The 16,132-nt window shown below is 40.5% G+C and carries 13 protein-coding genes; 6 read left to right on the forward strand and 7 right to left on the reverse strand.

The genetic code is table 11. The features are described from left to right. Positions 1-6 precede the first annotated feature (6 nt). Entirely contained in the window at positions 7-564 is a 558-nt protein-coding gene (locus tag FGM01_RS08670; RefSeq protein ID WP_143410779.1) for a thioredoxin family protein, read from the forward strand. Positions 565-657: 93 nt separating this feature from the next. After that, entirely contained in the window at positions 658-1,302 is a 645-nt protein-coding gene (locus FGM01_RS08675; protein WP_143410780.1) for a peroxiredoxin, read from the forward strand. Between the two features lie 65 nt (positions 1,303-1,367). Here the strand turns inward: FGM01_RS08675 and FGM01_RS08680 are convergent, their stop codons facing one another. The 4 genes from FGM01_RS08680 to FGM01_RS08695 form a co-directional block, all read right to left on the reverse strand. Beyond that, the gene (locus FGM01_RS08680) at positions 1,368-2,300 is read right to left on the reverse strand and encodes a peptidylprolyl isomerase (RefSeq protein ID WP_143410781.1); all 933 of its coding nucleotides are present in this window, start codon (positions 2,298-2,300) and stop codon (positions 1,368-1,370) included. A 193-nt stretch (positions 2,301-2,493) separates the two neighbouring features. Next, positions 2,494-4,125, reverse strand: a complete 1,632-nt coding sequence (locus FGM01_RS08685) for an amidohydrolase (RefSeq protein WP_143410782.1) — start codon at positions 4,123-4,125, stop codon at positions 2,494-2,496. A gap of 219 nt (positions 4,126-4,344) precedes the next feature. After that, complete coding sequence (locus tag FGM01_RS08690; protein WP_143410783.1) at positions 4,345-6,069, reverse strand: TonB-dependent receptor; 1,725 nt, start codon at positions 6,067-6,069, stop codon at positions 4,345-4,347. Positions 6,070-6,095: 26 nt separating this feature from the next. Then, positions 6,096-9,116, reverse strand: a complete 3,021-nt coding sequence (locus FGM01_RS08695) for a tetratricopeptide repeat protein (RefSeq protein ID WP_143410784.1) — start codon at positions 9,114-9,116, stop codon at positions 6,096-6,098. 247 nt (positions 9,117-9,363) lie between these two features. Between FGM01_RS08695 and FGM01_RS08700 the strand changes: the two genes are divergently transcribed. Both FGM01_RS08700 and ppgK read left to right on the forward strand, forming a co-directional pair. After that, positions 9,364-10,047: a cell division ATP-binding protein FtsE gene (locus FGM01_RS08700; protein WP_143410785.1), complete on the forward strand. Its 684-nt coding sequence runs from the start codon at positions 9,364-9,366 to the stop codon at positions 10,045-10,047. Positions 10,048-10,337: 290 nt separating this feature from the next. Next, a complete protein-coding gene (gene ppgK / locus FGM01_RS08705; RefSeq protein WP_143410786.1) occupies positions 10,338-11,084 on the forward strand; it encodes a polyphosphate--glucose phosphotransferase in 747 nt (248 codons plus the stop codon). Positions 11,085-11,092: 8 nt separating this feature from the next. Here the strand turns inward: ppgK and FGM01_RS08710 are convergent, their stop codons facing one another. From FGM01_RS08710 to FGM01_RS08720, 3 genes are all read right to left on the reverse strand, one after another. Beyond that, the gene (locus tag FGM01_RS08710) at positions 11,093-11,338 is read right to left on the reverse strand and encodes a uroporphyrinogen decarboxylase (protein ID WP_143410787.1); all 246 of its coding nucleotides are present in this window, start codon (positions 11,336-11,338) and stop codon (positions 11,093-11,095) included. 119 nt (positions 11,339-11,457) lie between these two features. Beyond that, positions 11,458-13,260, reverse strand: coding sequence for a translational GTPase TypA (gene typA / locus FGM01_RS08715; protein WP_143410788.1), 1,803 nt, complete (start codon positions 13,258-13,260; stop codon positions 11,458-11,460). A gap of 127 nt (positions 13,261-13,387) precedes the next feature. Then, positions 13,388-13,873, reverse strand: coding sequence for a DinB family protein (locus tag FGM01_RS08720; protein ID WP_143410789.1), 486 nt, complete (start codon positions 13,871-13,873; stop codon positions 13,388-13,390). Positions 13,874-14,000: 127 nt separating this feature from the next. On the opposite strand from FGM01_RS08720, the gene kdsA reads away from it, so the two are divergent. Both kdsA and FGM01_RS08730 read left to right on the forward strand, forming a co-directional pair. Then, positions 14,001-14,819, forward strand: a complete 819-nt coding sequence (kdsA, locus tag FGM01_RS08725) for a 3-deoxy-8-phosphooctulonate synthase (protein WP_143410790.1) — start codon at positions 14,001-14,003, stop codon at positions 14,817-14,819. A gap of 142 nt (positions 14,820-14,961) precedes the next feature. Then, a complete protein-coding gene (locus FGM01_RS08730) occupies positions 14,962-16,116 on the forward strand; it encodes a porin (protein ID WP_143410791.1) in 1,155 nt (384 codons plus the stop codon). Positions 16,117-16,132 lie beyond the last annotated feature (16 nt).

Genomic DNA, 16,132 nt, shown 5'->3' on the forward strand with positions numbered 1-16,132 from the left:
AAAAACATGTCACTTACCCCCTCCAATCACATAAAAGCAGGAACCAAAGCTCCAGATTTCAAGCTTATGGATACTATTACAGATCACCTTATCACTCTTGAAGAAGTTAAAGGGGAACGCGGAACCGTGATCATGTTTATTTGTAATCACTGCCCATTCGTAAAACATGTGAACGAAGAGATCGTTCACATTGCCAATGAATACAGGCAATTGGGGTTTGGCTTTGCCGGCATTATGAGTAATGATGTAAAAAGTTATCCTCAGGACAGTCCGGAAAAGATGAAAGAACATGCTGCCAAACATCAATATTCCTTTCCATATTTATTTGACGGAACTCAGGAGATCGCGAGGGCTTACGACGCTGCCTGCACTCCAGATTTCTATCTGTTTGACGCTGATCTTAAACTTATTTATCACGGCCAGCTGGATGACAGCCGGCCTGGAAATGGTATACATTCCAATGGCAGGGATCTAAGGGAAGCCATGGATGCGGTTTTAAATAACCGGAAAGTATCTCCTGATCAAAAACCAAGTATAGGCTGTAATATAAAATGGAAGGAATGATTTAACTTTTGCTTAGACTCTTTTCAATTATATAATCCTTAAATTCAATCATTGCACCTCCCGGCTTTTTTATAATTCCTAAATTTAAAAATTATGAGTGATTTAAAGCTTGGAGATAAGGCTCCAGATTTTGATGCGGAAACTTCTGAAGGAAACATCAATTTCTACGATTATCTGGGTGATAGCTGGGGAATCTTTTTTTCTCATCCCGCAGATTACACACCGGTTTGTACCACAGAATTAGGTACTGTAGCCAATTATAAAGCTGAATTCGAAAAACGGAATGTCAAGGTGATCGCGCTGAGTGTCGACGGAATGGAATCCCACAGAGGCTGGATAAAGGACATTAACGAAACACAGAACACCACGGTTAATTTTCCGATCATCGCAGATGAAGACAGGAAAGTTTCAGACCTCTATGGCATGATACATCCAAAAGCGGACGATACTTTAACTGTGCGTTCGGTTTTCGTGATCGCTCCCGATAAAAGCATTAAAATGACCCTTACCTATCCTGCAAGTACCGGAAGGAATTTTGATGAACTATTAAGAGTTATCGATTCCTTACAGTTAACGGCCTATAATAAGGTAGCTACTCCGGCGAACTGGAAACATGGCGAAGACGTGGTGATAAGCCCTTCGGTTAGTAATGAAGAAGCAGATAAAATGTTCCCAAAGGGTTATAAAGAGATTAGACCTTACCTTAGAATGACTCCCGAGCCGGAATTAAAGAAATAATTGTTATAAATAAAAAAACGCGCTGATCTCTCAGCGCGTTTTTCTGTTTGTGCTTTGTAACTACTCTATTTCACATCCATTAGCTCCACGTCAAAAATAAGTACCGCGTTTGGAGGAATTACTCCACCGGCGCCTCTTTCTCCATAGGCTAAATGAGAAGGGATCACCATCCTCGCTTTATCACCTACCTGCAGTAACTGAATACCTTCATCCCAGCCCGGGATCACATGACCTACTCCTACCGGAAATTCCAATGGTTTGTTTCGCTTATAAGAAGAATCGAACACCGTACCATCTGCCAACTGACCTTTATAGTGCACAGATACATTCTTCCCTTTTTCAGCCTGCTTTCCATCACCCTTCTGGATCATCTTATACCTAAGGCCGCTTTCAGTTTTTTCGAAACCTGCTGCCAGCTTATCAAGTTCAGCTTCTGCCTTTTTCTTTTCTTCAGCTTCTCTTTCTGCTTTCTCAGCATTGAAATCTGCAAATGCCTTTACTGCATCGAAATTTTCAGCTTCACTTCCTTCACGGATGATTTCTACTTTTTCAAGTTTATCTCCCTGCTGGATCTTATCTACTACTTCCTGCCCCTCGACAACATTTCCAAAAACGGTATGTTTCCCGTCTAACCATGGAGTCTCCACGTGAGTAATAAAAAACTGGCTTCCATTAGTTCCGGGACCGGCATTGGCCATAGAAAGTTTTCCCGGAGCGTCATGCTTAAGATCAGGATGGATCTCATCATCAAATTGATATCCTGGTCCTCCGGCTCCCGTACCCTGTGGATCTCCTCCCTGTACCATAAAATCTGGTATTACCCGGTGAAATTTGAGTCCGTTATAATATGGCTCCCCTTTTTCCTTAGGGTCATTTTCTATTTTTCCTTCGGCCAGGCCTACAAAGTTACCTACAGTTCCCGGCGTTTTTTCGTATTCCAGCTCTACCAGTATCTCTCCTTTGTCGGTATGGAATTTTGCATATAATCCGTCGTTCATTTTTTTAATTTTTAATTGTCCGTAATATATATCATGATAAAATGCGTCATTCTGAACTTGTTTCAGAATCTTATAACATTATATATTTCCATTATAAAGTGAGACCCTGAAATATATTCAGGGTGACGAGATAACTATGATGATAAGAACGGAAATACATTCGATTTTTTTATAGGTTGCAAAGATACCCAGTTTAATTTTTATAGACTTGCTCGCCATCCACAAAAGTTGAGATGACCTTCGTATCTGGTACACTATCTATCTCAACTTTCATGATATCCCGGTCCAGAATGATAAAATCGGCAAATTTACCCGGTTCGATACTTCCCTTTTCTTTCTCTTCGAAATTGGAATAGGCAGCCCAGATGGTCATCCCTTTTAATGTTTCTTCCCGGCTTAAAGCCTGGTCTTTCATAAACCCACCCTCGGGATAATTTTTAGTATCCTGGCGATCCACAGCCGCGTAAAAGGTTAAAAAAGGATTCACTTGTTCTACCGGAAAGTCGGTACCCAATGCTACGATCCCGGCCTGCTTCAGCAGTTTTTTGTAAGCATAGGCTCCCCGGATTCGCTCTTCACCAAGCCGGTCTTCAGCCCAGTACATATCACTGGTTGCATGTGTGGGTTGCACTGAAGGAATAATATTTTTACTGAAATATTTAAAATCTTTCTCGTCTATTACCTGCGAATGTTCCACTCTCCATCTTCGGTCTTTACGGTCGCCTAGGAGGGAATCGTAGGTCTTTAGCACCAGGTAATTGGCAGAATCCCCAATAGCATGAGTATTCATCTGAAATTCAGATTTCGCGATGCGCGCTGCCGTAGCTTTGAATTCTGAAACCGGGGAAAGCAAGGCTCCAAAATGATCTGGCCGGTCTGAATATTCTTCTTTCAATGCTGCTCCCCGGGAACCAAGTGCACCATCTCCATAAAACTTTACCGATCTTACATTTAAACGATCTGTTTTATACGGTCCTTTTTCCAGGTAATGATCCAGATTCTCTTTAGTATTGCTCAGCATGGCATAAATCCTGATCTTGAGTACCTCAGAATTATTAAGACTATCTATAATTTCCACGATCTCTTTATCAAGTCCTGCGTCGTCAACAGTTGTAAGACCATAGCTAAAGCTGATCTCCTGAGCGTCCATTAATGATTCCACCTTAGTATCAATATCTATGTCGTCTGTGATCTTCTCGATCAGGATCATAGGATTATCGATAAGGATACCGGTCAACTCACCGTTCTTCTGTTCGATATCGCCTCCTTCAAATTTAGTTTCGGTAGTTATATTCACTTTATCCAGTGCCGCCTGGTTTACCAACATGGCATGACCATCTATCCTGGTGATCGCCACCGGTGTATCTGGAAATAATCTATCCAGGGTGTCTTTAACCGGAAATTCCTTTATCTCCCAGTCGTTTTGATCCCATCCCCTACCAACTATAAAATCTACGGGATTCTTTTGCTGAAATTCAACGATCCTGGTAACTACTTCCTCAAAGCTTTTGGTTCCGGTGAGATCAACTCTTTGCTGCTGCATCCCCAGGCCATAAAAATGAGCGTGAGCATCTATAAATCCGGGGAATACCGCTTTCCCTTCAGCATCCACCTCTGTATAGATATCATACTTGTCACGCAGAATTTCAACATCTCCCACTTCCTGAAATTTTCCATCTTTCACAGTAAAGGCTGAAGCTTTGGAAAATTCATCGTCTACGGTATAAATGCTCGCATTAAAAATTAACAGGTCTGCTTTTTCTTTTTGACTTCCGCACGAAACCATTAAGAAACTAAGCAAAAGCAAAGTGGCAATTCTATTCATGTATAAAAATTTAGAGGAGGTGAAATTCGGGTTTTTCCATCGGAATAAAAAATGTAATCCTATCCTGTAATTTTTGATAAAGGCCGGGAAAAATATAAAACCCATACATAACAAATACACAGTTACTTTAACGATTTCCAGCAATCAGGATTATTTTCGAAACACCGTAAAAAAACCCGAAGTATCTTACTTCGGGTTCAATTCTTTCATTTATTTCAACTAATCAAAATCGAATTTATAAGTAACTCCTCCAAGTACCTGAATTCCCTGCACATCATAATCCAGCCATTTTTGATAATTATTATCAAGGAGGTTACTTCCTTTTACAAATGCAGATAACTGGTTATTGAAGCGATATCCAAGGTGAGCATTCACATCGAAATAACTATCCAGGTTCACTATAGAATCGTCAAAGACCAGGCTCACAGACCTGTTTTCATCTTTCCTTTCACCAACCAAAAAGAGGTTAGCCCCGGTATACCACTTTTCTGTGATCTGGTAATCTGCATTTAAACTTGCTTTCATTCCAGGTAAATTCCATGCTTCAGCCTGTACATCTGTATTATAGCTGAAAAATTCACCGTTCACTCCCAGTCTGAAATTTCGGTTTACATCTACGTTCAGTTCTGCATAGAATGAAAGCGTATTCACATCATCATAAACCACATCAAAGCTATTGCCATAAGTATAAGGCTCGCCTTCCAGCGTGGCCGCCTCGTAATTTCTCCTGAATAAAGGTTTATTGAATTCAGACTGATAACTAGCCCGGGCGTTATATGAAAGAGCATTGCTTAACTTCCCTTTTGCTCCCACATAGCCATTATAGGCATTATCTGTAGGCTTGATTAGAAGGGTTGGGGAAACATAAGGATTCTGCTGGAAAAAATTATAATATGTGTTCTGCTGAAGGTCTCCGTCAACCCCCGCATAAGCTGTTAAAAGATCACCCGAGAGTCTATAGCTGGCAGAGACCTTAGGATAAATATAAAAGCTACCGTCACTATTCTCCACATCCATTCCATAAACAAAATTCACTCCCAGATTAATACTTAGATCATCTCTGAGGATCAGCAGGCTTGGAGCTACACTAAAGTTCATGAAGGTATAATCATACCCCTGGTTAGTTTCGTACATCCTGTCAAAAACCCCGTTGACTATATCTGCTTTGATACCGGTGGTGATTAGTTCTTCAGCGATCTCCACCTCGAACAATCCTTCCGCCTTAAAATGATTTTCGGCAGTGCTGTAGGAGTCTCCCGAATGACGAAAACGGGCTTTAGCGCTATCAAAAAAGGAGTCGTACAGCTCGATCTCACTACCTGCATATACAGAGTAGTAATTCTGAGCAGGATCCAGTCCGGCCAGCTCTTCGGCGCTCAGGATCACTGTTTCAGGCAATCCATACCAATTGAACAACTGGTGCTCGGCTCCAACCTCGGCAATCCAGGCCAGGTCCCTATTCCTTGTGTTGTAATTCAGATTTAGTTCGGTATCATAAAATTTATCGTCGAGGCGCACATCCTCGATCCCTCCCTGCGAAGAATTATGCGTAAGAAAAATACCAAAATTACTGCTCCGGTCTATTTCCAGATTTGAATAGAACTCAGCAAGTACATTGGTATAATTTCCAAATCCAAGAGTGGCATAATTATCATAAACTTTGGGAGGTCTCACTCTTTCTACAGTAGTAGCCCTTCCCTTGGCCGGGGTAAAAGTAGATGCCACAGGAACCGAAAATATGGAATACTGCACGGGTTTTTTTTGCAGGCTTACAGAATCACTCTTGCTGGGTGTTTCCCTGATTTTATTTGCATCTCTCACAGACGGCGTATAGGGTTTTACCACGGTTACCTTTTCACTCCCGATAGGATCCTGGGCGTAGAGGATCCCACTAATAATGAACAGACTGAAAAACAGACTTTTCTTAATTGCTTTAAATGGCATATAGCAGTAGATCTATTAGATTAAGTTTAGTTATTTGTTTCTACAGAAGCATTGGTCTTTGCTTCCTGGGCTTTGATTTTGGCCAGTTCGGCCCGGGCTTCCTCTACAATTTGAGGATATTTCTGGAAATTCTTAATAACGTTCTCGAGAATATAGGTTGCCTGGTAGGCATCTTTCAGGGCATAGAAATTTTTAGCCATTAAGACCAGTCCTTTCGCTCCCCACATTTTATATCCTGAGAAATCTTTTGCCAGGATCTGCACGGCAGCATTTGAGGCTTCAAAATTTCCATCTTTATGTTTAAAATATGCATCATAGTATAGGGCCTCTGCTCCAAGTTCACCGGTAGCAGATTTTTGCACCTCTTTATAGGCAGCACGTGCTTTGTTATCATTCCCCGCTTTGATCGCTGCTCTTGCAACCATGATCCTGGCGTCGTTCCTGGCGGCGGCTTCTGCGCTGGAATTACTCAATACTTTCTCGGCATATATATTAGCCTTGTTGAAATTCCCGGTTTCATAATAAGATTTCATCAGGTTTTGCTGGGCAAATACAATGTTCTGGTCATTATCTGCCTGCTGCTCGAGTTGTTCCAGTAATGGCAGTGCCTGCTTATAATCCTTCTTCTCCAGGTAGATCTCAGAAAGTCTTGCCAGGGCCTGTTCACTAAACTCATTTTTCGGCTTTGAAGTCACATAACGATAATTCGAAATTGATTTGTCTACCTGTCCTTTTCGATAGTATAGCTGGGCGAGGTAAAAATTAGCATTTATGGAGTGAATTCCGTTAGGGAAATTCTGCACATACTTTTCCAGGTTTGCTATCGCCTTCTCAGTATTATCGTTCAGGTACTGGTTTTCTGCAGCTTCATAGGTGGCATTATCAAGATCTGCATCACTTACTTCCACGAAATCGATATCCCTTACCCAGCTGGCATATTCATCTGTACGTCCAAGATCCACATAAACATTTCTTGCAGTAGAAACTGCTTGTTTTGCCTCAGGTGTATTTGGATATTCTGCCACTACTTTTCTCAATCTCTCCAGGGCCTTGTTACCTTCATTATTATTATAATATATAAGCCCCTGTCGCAACATAGCTTTTGGTACAAGAGCACTTTCGGGAACATCCCTTATCAATTTATTATAAGATTGAATTCCCTGGCTAATATTGTTGGTAGCAACATAAGTATTACCAAGTTCATACATCGCATCATCCCGGTAGGGAGATCTGGGGTATCTTCTGGTAAAACTGTCGAGTTCATCAATCTTGGTGTCATTTCTGTTTACAAAACCATAGCTAATTGCCTTTTGAAATGCGGCATAATCTGCATTGCTTACTCCATTATCTATAGCAGTTTGATATGCCTCCATGGCTGGCCAGTACTGGCTGGTCACATAGTAAGTATCTCCAAGTCTTAATAAAGCATCATTTTTTTTGGCACCCTCTGACCTGGAATTCGCTACATAAGACTTAAAATAATTTACCGCCTGGGAGTAATCGTTCTTTTTGAAATAGGCATACCCGATGTTATAGTCCAGATCGTCATATTCAGAGGTATTTCTGGCAGCACTCATACCCTTGAATTCACGGTATCCCAGGATGGCATCCTCCATTCTATTGATGCTGTATTCGCTTTCAGCTTTCCAAAAAGTAGCTTTTGCGGTAATGTTCTGGTCACGTGGTTCCTTCAGGGCCTTATCAAAATTCCTTATCGCGGCCTCATAATCCCCTTCCTCAAAAAGTTCCAGACCATAATAATAGGCTACTTTCTGGTAGGCCTGCTTATCACTGAAATTGCGGTTATTTTCGAGTAATCTCATCGCTTCCTCATAATTTTTAGAAGTGATGAAAGAGTCTATAAGCAGGCTTTCCATCGCTGCTTTATGCCCTGAATTAGGATATTTAGTCAGGTAATTTATCAATACCTGAGAGGGACTTTCATAAGAATTTCCAATCTCATAACTAAGTTTAGCATAATTAAATAAAGCATCTTCCTGGATCCTGGCATCAAATTCCATTTCACTGGCATTCTTGAAGGCATTCAAGGCCTGCTGCTTTTGATCTGATTCCAGGTAGGACTGTGCCAGGTGATAGTAGGCATTTTGAGCGATAGCATTTTTACCATCCACAATTTTGTTAAACTCATTGATTGCAGCCTCGTAATCCCCTTGCTTATAATATGCATAACCTAACTGGTAATAATCGGTATTGTTCCATTTTCCTCTTAAGCCGGTATAACCTTTTAGATAAGGAATGGCTTCGTCATATTTTCCGAGGTTGAAATAGCTTTCACCAATTATCTTGTTAAGCTGCGGAATTTCCTGTCTGTTTGACTTCGGAAGCTGTTCCAATCCCTGCTCGATAGCTTTTTCAAAATTCCCCAGCTTGAAATTCATATCTGCCTGGAAATAAGATAGGTCTTCTGAATATCTTTCATTTCCCTTTACTTCTTCGAAATATTCATTTGCCTCCTCATAATCATCACCTTCATAAGCGATATATCCCAGGTAATATTTGGCCTGAGAGCCGTATTCTTTAGAGTCACGTACCCGGTTAAAGTAAGTTTGAGCTTCTTCAAACTGGTTAGCTCGAAAATAAGCATACCCATTATTGAAATAAAATCGTTCCCGATCCTTTTTGCTCATAGCCTTCTCATCCACCCGGTCATACCACCTTCTGGAAAGTGCATATTTCCCGGTCTGGAAATAATAATCGGCAACATCCAGATATGCCGAATTCGTCTTTGTGCTGGTTGGATACCTGGTAACAAAATTTTCCATCAACCGGTCTGCTCCCGGCTGATTTAATCGTACTGCGGCATTGGCAATATAATAGGCCGCATCCCCTTTGATTTTTTCATCACTGGTATCATCCATCACCTCATCAAAAAGGTTCTGGGCTGCGAGATATTGTTCGTTATTGTACAATTCCAGAGCCCTGTTGAAGGCAACCAGCTCATGGGTGTAGGCAGCAGTTTGCTGACAAATAGCAGAAAATGAGGAAGATATAAAAACAACTAGCAGGTAAGCTCTTTTCAATGTCATTTATTGTGTTTTAGATTGGAACTCAAAGATAATTTAATGCCTGATTCTATAACGCCGATTAAGTTCTATAATTATGTTAATGAAAAAAAAGTAAGTAACGGCCTGATGAAAAATGTATATTTGAAAGCTAAGAAAAGTTATTCCTTAATCCGGGATTCTGGCTCATTGCTGAATATTGAGTGCAAAAGCTCTGCCGGTCTAAAATAGAGGAAAATAATACAGTATTTAAAATCAAAGCTATAGTTACATGTCCCAACCTGTTCTAGAACTAAAAAATGCGGCTATCTACCAACGTGAAAGCCTAATTTTATCTGAAGTTGACGTAAAAGTTAATAAAGGTGATTTTGTTTATCTCATTGGTAAAACCGGAACCGGGAAAAGTAGTTTTATGAAAACACTTTACGGTGATCTTCCACTTACTGAAGGTGAAGGACATATTGTGGATTACGACCTGAGAACCTTAAAAGAGAAAGATATTCCTTTTTTAAGACGAAAGCTTGGCGTGGTTTTCCAGGATTTTAAATTACTTACAGATAGAAATATAAAGGATAACCTTCTCTTTGTCTTAAAAGCTACGGGCTGGAAAGATAAAAATGCTATGGATAGCAAGATCGATGAAGTACTGGATAAGGTAGGAATGAAAACCAAAGGTTTTAAATATCCCTATCAGTTATCTGGTGGTGAACAGCAAAGAGTCGCAATTGCCAGAGCTCTGTTGAACGACCCGGAACTAATCCTGGCAGATGAGCCAACCGGCAACCTGGATCCACAAACATCTGTGGAAGTTATGGAGGTTTTGCAGGAAATAAGCAAAAACGGAAATACCATATTAATGGCTACCCACGATTATGCTTTACTATTAAAATATCCATCCAAAACTTTAAAGTGTGATGGCCAGCGTGTATTTGAGGTGGTTCAGAAATCGGTGTAATAATTCAAATAAATTTCATGATCACCCCTGAACTAGTTCCTGCACCACTAATTACAGTTAACTAACTAAGAAGGAGGCTAACATATTAGGATCGCTATTAGTACAGTAGGACTAAAATTCCAAAATCAGAGCGCTTCACTGCGGTCGCAAAAACACAATGCATTCCGTCACCCTTAACTTGTTTCAGGGTCTTCACCATTAGCATAAAGGCCCTAATCCTCTTAATCCTTTCTAAAATCCTTGAGGGAATAATTCTAATTTGATAACTTGTTGCGACTACAACAGATCTTATGGAAATATTAGGAATAGATATTGGCGGTTCAGGAATTAAAGGAGCGATCGTAAATCTCCAGACCGGCAAAATAAGTGTTCCTAAATTCAGGATTCCCACACCCAGATCCCGGGAACCAGAGGAAATGGCGCAGGCCGTGAAGAAACTTGTAGAACATTTTAATTACCAGGGAATCGTAGGCTGCGGTTTTCCTTCCATCGTTAAAAAAGGCGTTTGCAAGGATGAAGGAAACCTCAGTAAAAAATGGGTGGGAATAAATATTGAGGAACTGTTTGAAAAATTCACCGGCTGTAAATTCACGGTGATCAATGATGCCGATGCTGCCGGCCTGGCCGAAGTAAAATATGGTGCGGGTAAGGATGAAGACGGCTTTATTCTTATGATAACAGTAGGTACCGGCCTGGGCAGCGGAGCCTATTGCGGCGGCGAATTGATCCCTAATTTTGAATTGGGACAACTATCCTATGAGCAATATGAGAAGATAGAGGACTATGCCGCATCTTCAGTTAAGAAAAAAGAGAACTTGAGCTATGAGGAATGGGCAGAGAGATTTAATGTTTTTCTCAATCATATCTATAAGATCCTGAATCCGGATCTTATCCTCGTAGGAGGAGGAATTTCCAAAGACTGGAAACAATATGTAGATTATCTAAATGTAAACACAAACCTGGCTCCGGCAAAATTAAGGAATTCTGCCGGAATCCTGGGTGCTGCGCTTTCTGTTAAGAAGAAATTCCGCGAATAAATTCCAGATCAGGCTTCCTGAACCTGTTTCTTATTAATAAACAGGTAATAGATATTTACACAAACAATGGCTACGTTTGTGATGATCACCGGCCATGAATCAAGTAAGATTCCGTAGGCTACAAAGAAAAGGCAACCTATACTGTTCACATATCGCAGGGTTACTATATTCCTCATCAGGAATGAAAGCAACACAAAAAATGAAGCCAGGTAACCTATCCATTCTGTTATGGAAATTCCAAAAATTTCAGTCATAATCTTTTTAATATTTCATAAAAAAGCCCGCCTAACGGCAGGCTTTTTTTTATTTATTGTCATGTCGACCAAAGGGAGATTTCTCAATCGCTCAACTTCTTTGAAATGACACTTATAGTTTAGATCGCTTTAGATCTTTTTCTTTCATTTTCAGTAAGAAGTACTTTTCTTAACCTTAAGTGATTTGGAGTCACCTCAACATATTCATCTTTTTGAATATATTCCAGCGCTTCCTCTAAAGAGAATTTAATTGCAGGAACGATCTTCGCTTTATCATCTGCTCCTGAGGAACGTACGTTGGAAAGCTTTTTGGTTTTGGTAATATTCACTGCCATATCATCCTGACGTGAGTTCTCACCAATTACCTGTCCCTCATAAATATCCTCACCCGGATCTACGAAAAATTTACCTCTGTCCTGGAGTTTGTCAATAGAATAAGGAATCGCTTTTCCTTTTTCCATAGACACCAAAGAACCATTCTGTCTTTCTGGAATTCCACCTTTCACAGGCTGATATTCTTTATATCGGTGCGCCATGATCGCTTCACCGGCAGTAGCGGTAAGCAACTGGTTTCTCAACCCAATGATTCCTCTGGATGGAATAAGGAACTGGATATTCATCCTATCTCCTTTAGCTTCCATACTTAGCATCTCCCCTTTTCTCATAGTCACCATCTCCACGGCTTTTCCAGAAACATCTTCAGGAAGATCTATCGTAAGCTCTTCTATTGGCTCACATTTCACTCCGTCAATCTCCTTGATAATTACCTGTGGCTGACCAATCTGAAGTTCATATCCTTCACGTCTCATCGTCTCGATAAGAACAGATAAGTGAAGTACCCCACGACCGTAAACCAAGAATTTATCGGCACTATCAGTTTCGTTCACACGAAGCGCAAGGTTTTTTTCAAGTTCCTTGAACAGTCTTTCTTTAATATGTCTTGAAGTCACATACTTTCCGTCTTTTCCGAAGAAAGGAGAATCATTGATCGTGAAAAGCATACTCATGGTAGGCTCATCTATAGCGATCGTTTTTAATCCTTCCGGATTCTCGATATCAGCTACTGTATCGCCAATTTCAAAACCTTCCAGCCCCACAAGCGCACAAATATCTCCTGCCTGTACTTCTTCCACTTTTCTACGGCCTAAACCTTCGAAAGTATGTAATTCTTTAATTCTTGTTTTTCTAATGCTGCCATCACGCTTCACTAAAGAAACCTGCTGGTTTTCCTTAAGAATCCCCCTCTGTAATCTACCAATCGCAATACGACCTGTAAATGAAGAGAAATCCAGAGAAGTAATCAGCATTTGCGGAGATCCTACCAGATCCACCTTTGGCGCAGGAATATGTTCCATTACCATATCAAGCAATGGCTCGATATTATCGGTTTCATTTCTCCAGTCATCACTCATCCAGTTGTTTTTCGCTGAACCATATACGGTTGGGAAATCCAGCTGCCATTCTTCAGCGCCAAGTTCAAACATCAGGTCAAATACCTTCTCATGAACTTCTTCTGGAGTACAGTTTTCTTTATCAACTTTGTTTACCACCACACAAGGCTTCAATCCAAGATCGATCGCTTTTTGCAATACAAAACGTGTTTGAGGCATTGGTCCCTCGAAAGCATCCACCAATAATAATACACCGTCGGCCATGTTCAAAACACGTTCCACCTCACCGCCAAAATCGGCGTGACCGGGAGTATCTATAATATTGATCTTTGTATCCTTATAGGTTACTGAAACGTTCTTGGAAGTGATAGTGATCCCACGCTCTCTTTCAAGATCATTATTATCCAGGATAAGTTCACCCGTAGATTGGTTATCACGGAACAATTCACAGTGATGCATAATTTTGTCCACCAAGGTAGTTTTACCGTGGTCAACGTGTGCGATAATCGCGATATTTCTAATAGCTGTCATTTAGCCTTATTTTTAAGGCTGCAAATGTACAGCTATTTTTTACGAATCCATCGCAGATTCAAAAGATTTTAATTAACTGAAAATTAGGATGTTAAAAATTAAATTTTCTATCCTCACAGGACAGCGATTATTGTTCGTCTGCAGAAGGGCCGTAAGTAGCCGGTACAGATATATCCAAAAGCCGGAAATAAACTCCCAGTTGCGCCCGGTGATGCGGAAACTGGTTCATTACCATTGCCTGCAAAACATTGAATTTTGGCATTTCAAAAATTGTTTCGCCGTCACGGGTCATTTTCCAGGTGCGGTGAAACTCCTCATCAGACTTGCGTAAAGAAGTTTCTGCGGCAACGGTGTTCCTTTTCAATTCTTCAATAATGGCATCTACAGTATCAAGATCTGGTGAGTTGTACCCCTTGATGTCCAAAGCTTCAGCCTCCATAGTACCCGTGATCCAGCCCGGTATTTCAGCCAGGTGATTGGCGATCTGCTTGATGGTCATGGATTTTTCATGAGGTTTCCATCCCATTTTGTCTTCAGGAATTCTTTGTAAAAACTTTTCGGTTAAGGCAACCTCCTGCTGCAATTGGGGAATCAAAAACTCGTGAATTTTCATAATTGAAGTATAAGGTTAAACAATACCCTAATTTACAGAAAAATACATTCCAAAAATACTCTTTCGCTAATGAACCGAATTGCAATGCCCCATTAATTCAGTTATCTTTGCCGCAAATATTGAATAAATGGAACTTAGCAAAATACCTCATATAAAACACGCTAACAGCGATAATTTCTTCCTTCTTTCCGGCCCCTGCGCCATTGAAGGAGAAGAAATGGCTTTAAGGATCGCCGAAAAAGTTGTTGAGATCACAGACAAATTGGAAATACCATACGTCTTTAAAGGCTCTTTTAAAAAGGCGAACCGAAGCAGAATAGATAGTTTTACCGGAATAGGAGATGAAAAGGCCCTGAAGATCCTTCGTAAGGTTTCTGAAACATTTAATATCCCTACGGTTACAGATATTCATGAAATTAATGATGCGCAACTGGCTGCGGAATATGTGGATATCCTCCAGATACCGGCTTTCCTGGTAAGACAAACCGATCTTGTGGTAGCGGCCGCAGAAACCGGCAAAGTGGTAAACCTTAAAAAAGGCCAGTTCATGAGCCCTGATGCTATGAAGCATGCGGTAACTAAAGTGACAGATTGTAATAATGAACAGGTAATGGTAACAGATCGCGGGACAATGTTTGGATATCAGGATCTTATTGTCGATTTCAGGGGTATCCCCACCATGCGTGAATTCGCTCCTACGGTTCTGGATGTCACCCATTCTTTACAACAACCAAATCAAAGCAGCGGGGTAACCGGCGGCCGGCCCGATATGATTGAAACTATTGCACGTGCAGGAGTAGTGAACCACGTGGACGGGTTATTTATTGAAACCCATTTTGATCCGGCAAACGCAAAAAGTGATGGTGCCAACATGCTGGATCTGGCTCACCTGGAAAAGCTGCTGACCAATCTAGTTTCCATTAGAAAAACCATAAATTCATTTTAAAAAAAACAGTACAATATAATCTTGAAGCCACCTCTACAGGTGGCTTTTTTTTATGATTTATCTTAAGATAGTCATAAAGAGTTTTTAGTAAGCGATTTTGAATTTATATTTAATGTTCTTCTAACTAAAAAATCCCTGCATTATGCTTTCAGACGGCAGTAGTAATCAAAAATATCTCTGTAAGTTTCTTTTTATCCTGATTTTGATCAACCCATGCTTTGATGCCTTTGCGCAGGAAGAGCCTGAAGTTACTATTGGCGGGGCTTTGCGTTTTAATTACAATCTCTCTTCCTGGAAAGAAAGTCAGAAGGACCGTGGAGGAGATTTTGGTTACGATCTTTTCAGGATCAATGTTGACGGAGCTTACCAGGGTATATTTATCAAGGCTGAATACAGGTTTTATTCTGAAGCTTTTGGTGGTGATTTCCTGAAACAGGGAACGGTAGGTTATAATCTGAATGAAAAAAATAAATTTGAGGTAGGTCTGGCCAAGGTACCCTTTGGCATCGAACGTTATAATTCGAATAATTTCTTTTTGAACCTTCCTTACTATGTAGGTCTGGAAGACGATTATGATATGGGAGTCACCTATACCTATACCGGTGACAGGTTTGAGTATCATCTTGGTTTTTTTAAAAATTCAGAAGAATTAAGATTTGGAAATACTACTGAAAATTCTTCCAACCGTTATGGCTATGATATAGTTGGAAGAAATAAGGAGATCAATCAGTTTAACGGGAAGATTATTTACAAACCGGAAAGTCTTAAAGATCACCGTATAGGGGTTTCAGCTAAATATGGATCAATCTACAACCTGGATACTGAAGAAAATGGTGATCGTAATGCTTTCGCCATACATTATGAATATCTTACTGAAGACTGGATCGTGAAAGCCCAGGCACTGTCGGCAAGGTTCAATCCTGTCAATGCTGCTGGCCAGTCCCGTGATATAATAAGTATGGGTGCCTATGGAGTACCTTATGAGGTCGCTTCAGATTTCGAGATCTACAATATTGGTATTTCCCGTATTCTGGATATTGACACCAAACTTTTTAAGCATATCGAGATCTATAATGATTTTGGTTATATGCACAAACAGAAAGGTGAATTTACAGATTCGTATATGAATGTTTTGGGATTACTATTCAGCTCTGGGCCTATTTTCTGTTTTGTGGATTATGCCGCCGGGTATAACCATTCCTGGTTAGGTGGAAATTTCGAAGATGATTTTGGGATAGGTGATCCAGACGCGAAATGGGAAGCCCGTTTTAACATAAATATCGGCTACTACTTTTAACAGCTATTATGAAAAA

It is taken from the genome of Christiangramia sabulilitoris (genome assembly GCF_007050985.1).
GTDB classification, from domain to species: domain Bacteria; phylum Bacteroidota; class Bacteroidia; order Flavobacteriales; family Flavobacteriaceae; genus Christiangramia; species Christiangramia sabulilitoris.

What these genes read in the sequence shown, in the direction of transcription:
- FGM01_RS08670 (WP_143410779.1), top strand. Translation starts at nt 7, where the DNA reads ATGTCACTTACCCCCTCCAATCACATAAAAGCAGGAACCAAAGCTCCA.
- FGM01_RS08675 (WP_143410780.1), top strand. Translation starts at nt 658, where the DNA reads ATGAGTGATTTAAAGCTTGGAGATAAGGCTCCAGATTTTGATGCGGAA.
- FGM01_RS08680 (WP_143410781.1), bottom strand. Translation starts at nt 2,300, where the DNA reads ATGAACGACGGATTATATGCAAAATTCCATACCGACAAAGGAGAGATA.
- FGM01_RS08685 (WP_143410782.1), bottom strand. Translation starts at nt 4,125, where the DNA reads ATGAATAGAATTGCCACTTTGCTTTTGCTTAGTTTCTTAATGGTTTCG.
- FGM01_RS08690 (WP_143410783.1), bottom strand. Translation starts at nt 6,069, where the DNA reads ATGCCATTTAAAGCAATTAAGAAAAGTCTGTTTTTCAGTCTGTTCATT.
- FGM01_RS08695 (WP_143410784.1), bottom strand. Translation starts at nt 9,116, where the DNA reads ATGACATTGAAAAGAGCTTACCTGCTAGTTGTTTTTATATCTTCCTCA.
- FGM01_RS08700 (WP_143410785.1), top strand. Translation starts at nt 9,364, where the DNA reads ATGTCCCAACCTGTTCTAGAACTAAAAAATGCGGCTATCTACCAACGT.
- ppgK (WP_143410786.1), top strand. Translation starts at nt 10,338, where the DNA reads ATGGAAATATTAGGAATAGATATTGGCGGTTCAGGAATTAAAGGAGCG.
- FGM01_RS08710 (WP_143410787.1), bottom strand. Translation starts at nt 11,338, where the DNA reads ATGACTGAAATTTTTGGAATTTCCATAACAGAATGGATAGGTTACCTG.
- typA (WP_143410788.1), bottom strand. Translation starts at nt 13,260, where the DNA reads ATGACAGCTATTAGAAATATCGCGATTATCGCACACGTTGACCACGGT.
- FGM01_RS08720 (WP_143410789.1), bottom strand. Translation starts at nt 13,873, where the DNA reads ATGAAAATTCACGAGTTTTTGATTCCCCAATTGCAGCAGGAGGTTGCC.
- kdsA (WP_143410790.1), top strand. Translation starts at nt 14,001, where the DNA reads ATGGAACTTAGCAAAATACCTCATATAAAACACGCTAACAGCGATAAT.
- FGM01_RS08730 (WP_143410791.1), top strand. Translation starts at nt 14,962, where the DNA reads ATGCTTTCAGACGGCAGTAGTAATCAAAAATATCTCTGTAAGTTTCTT.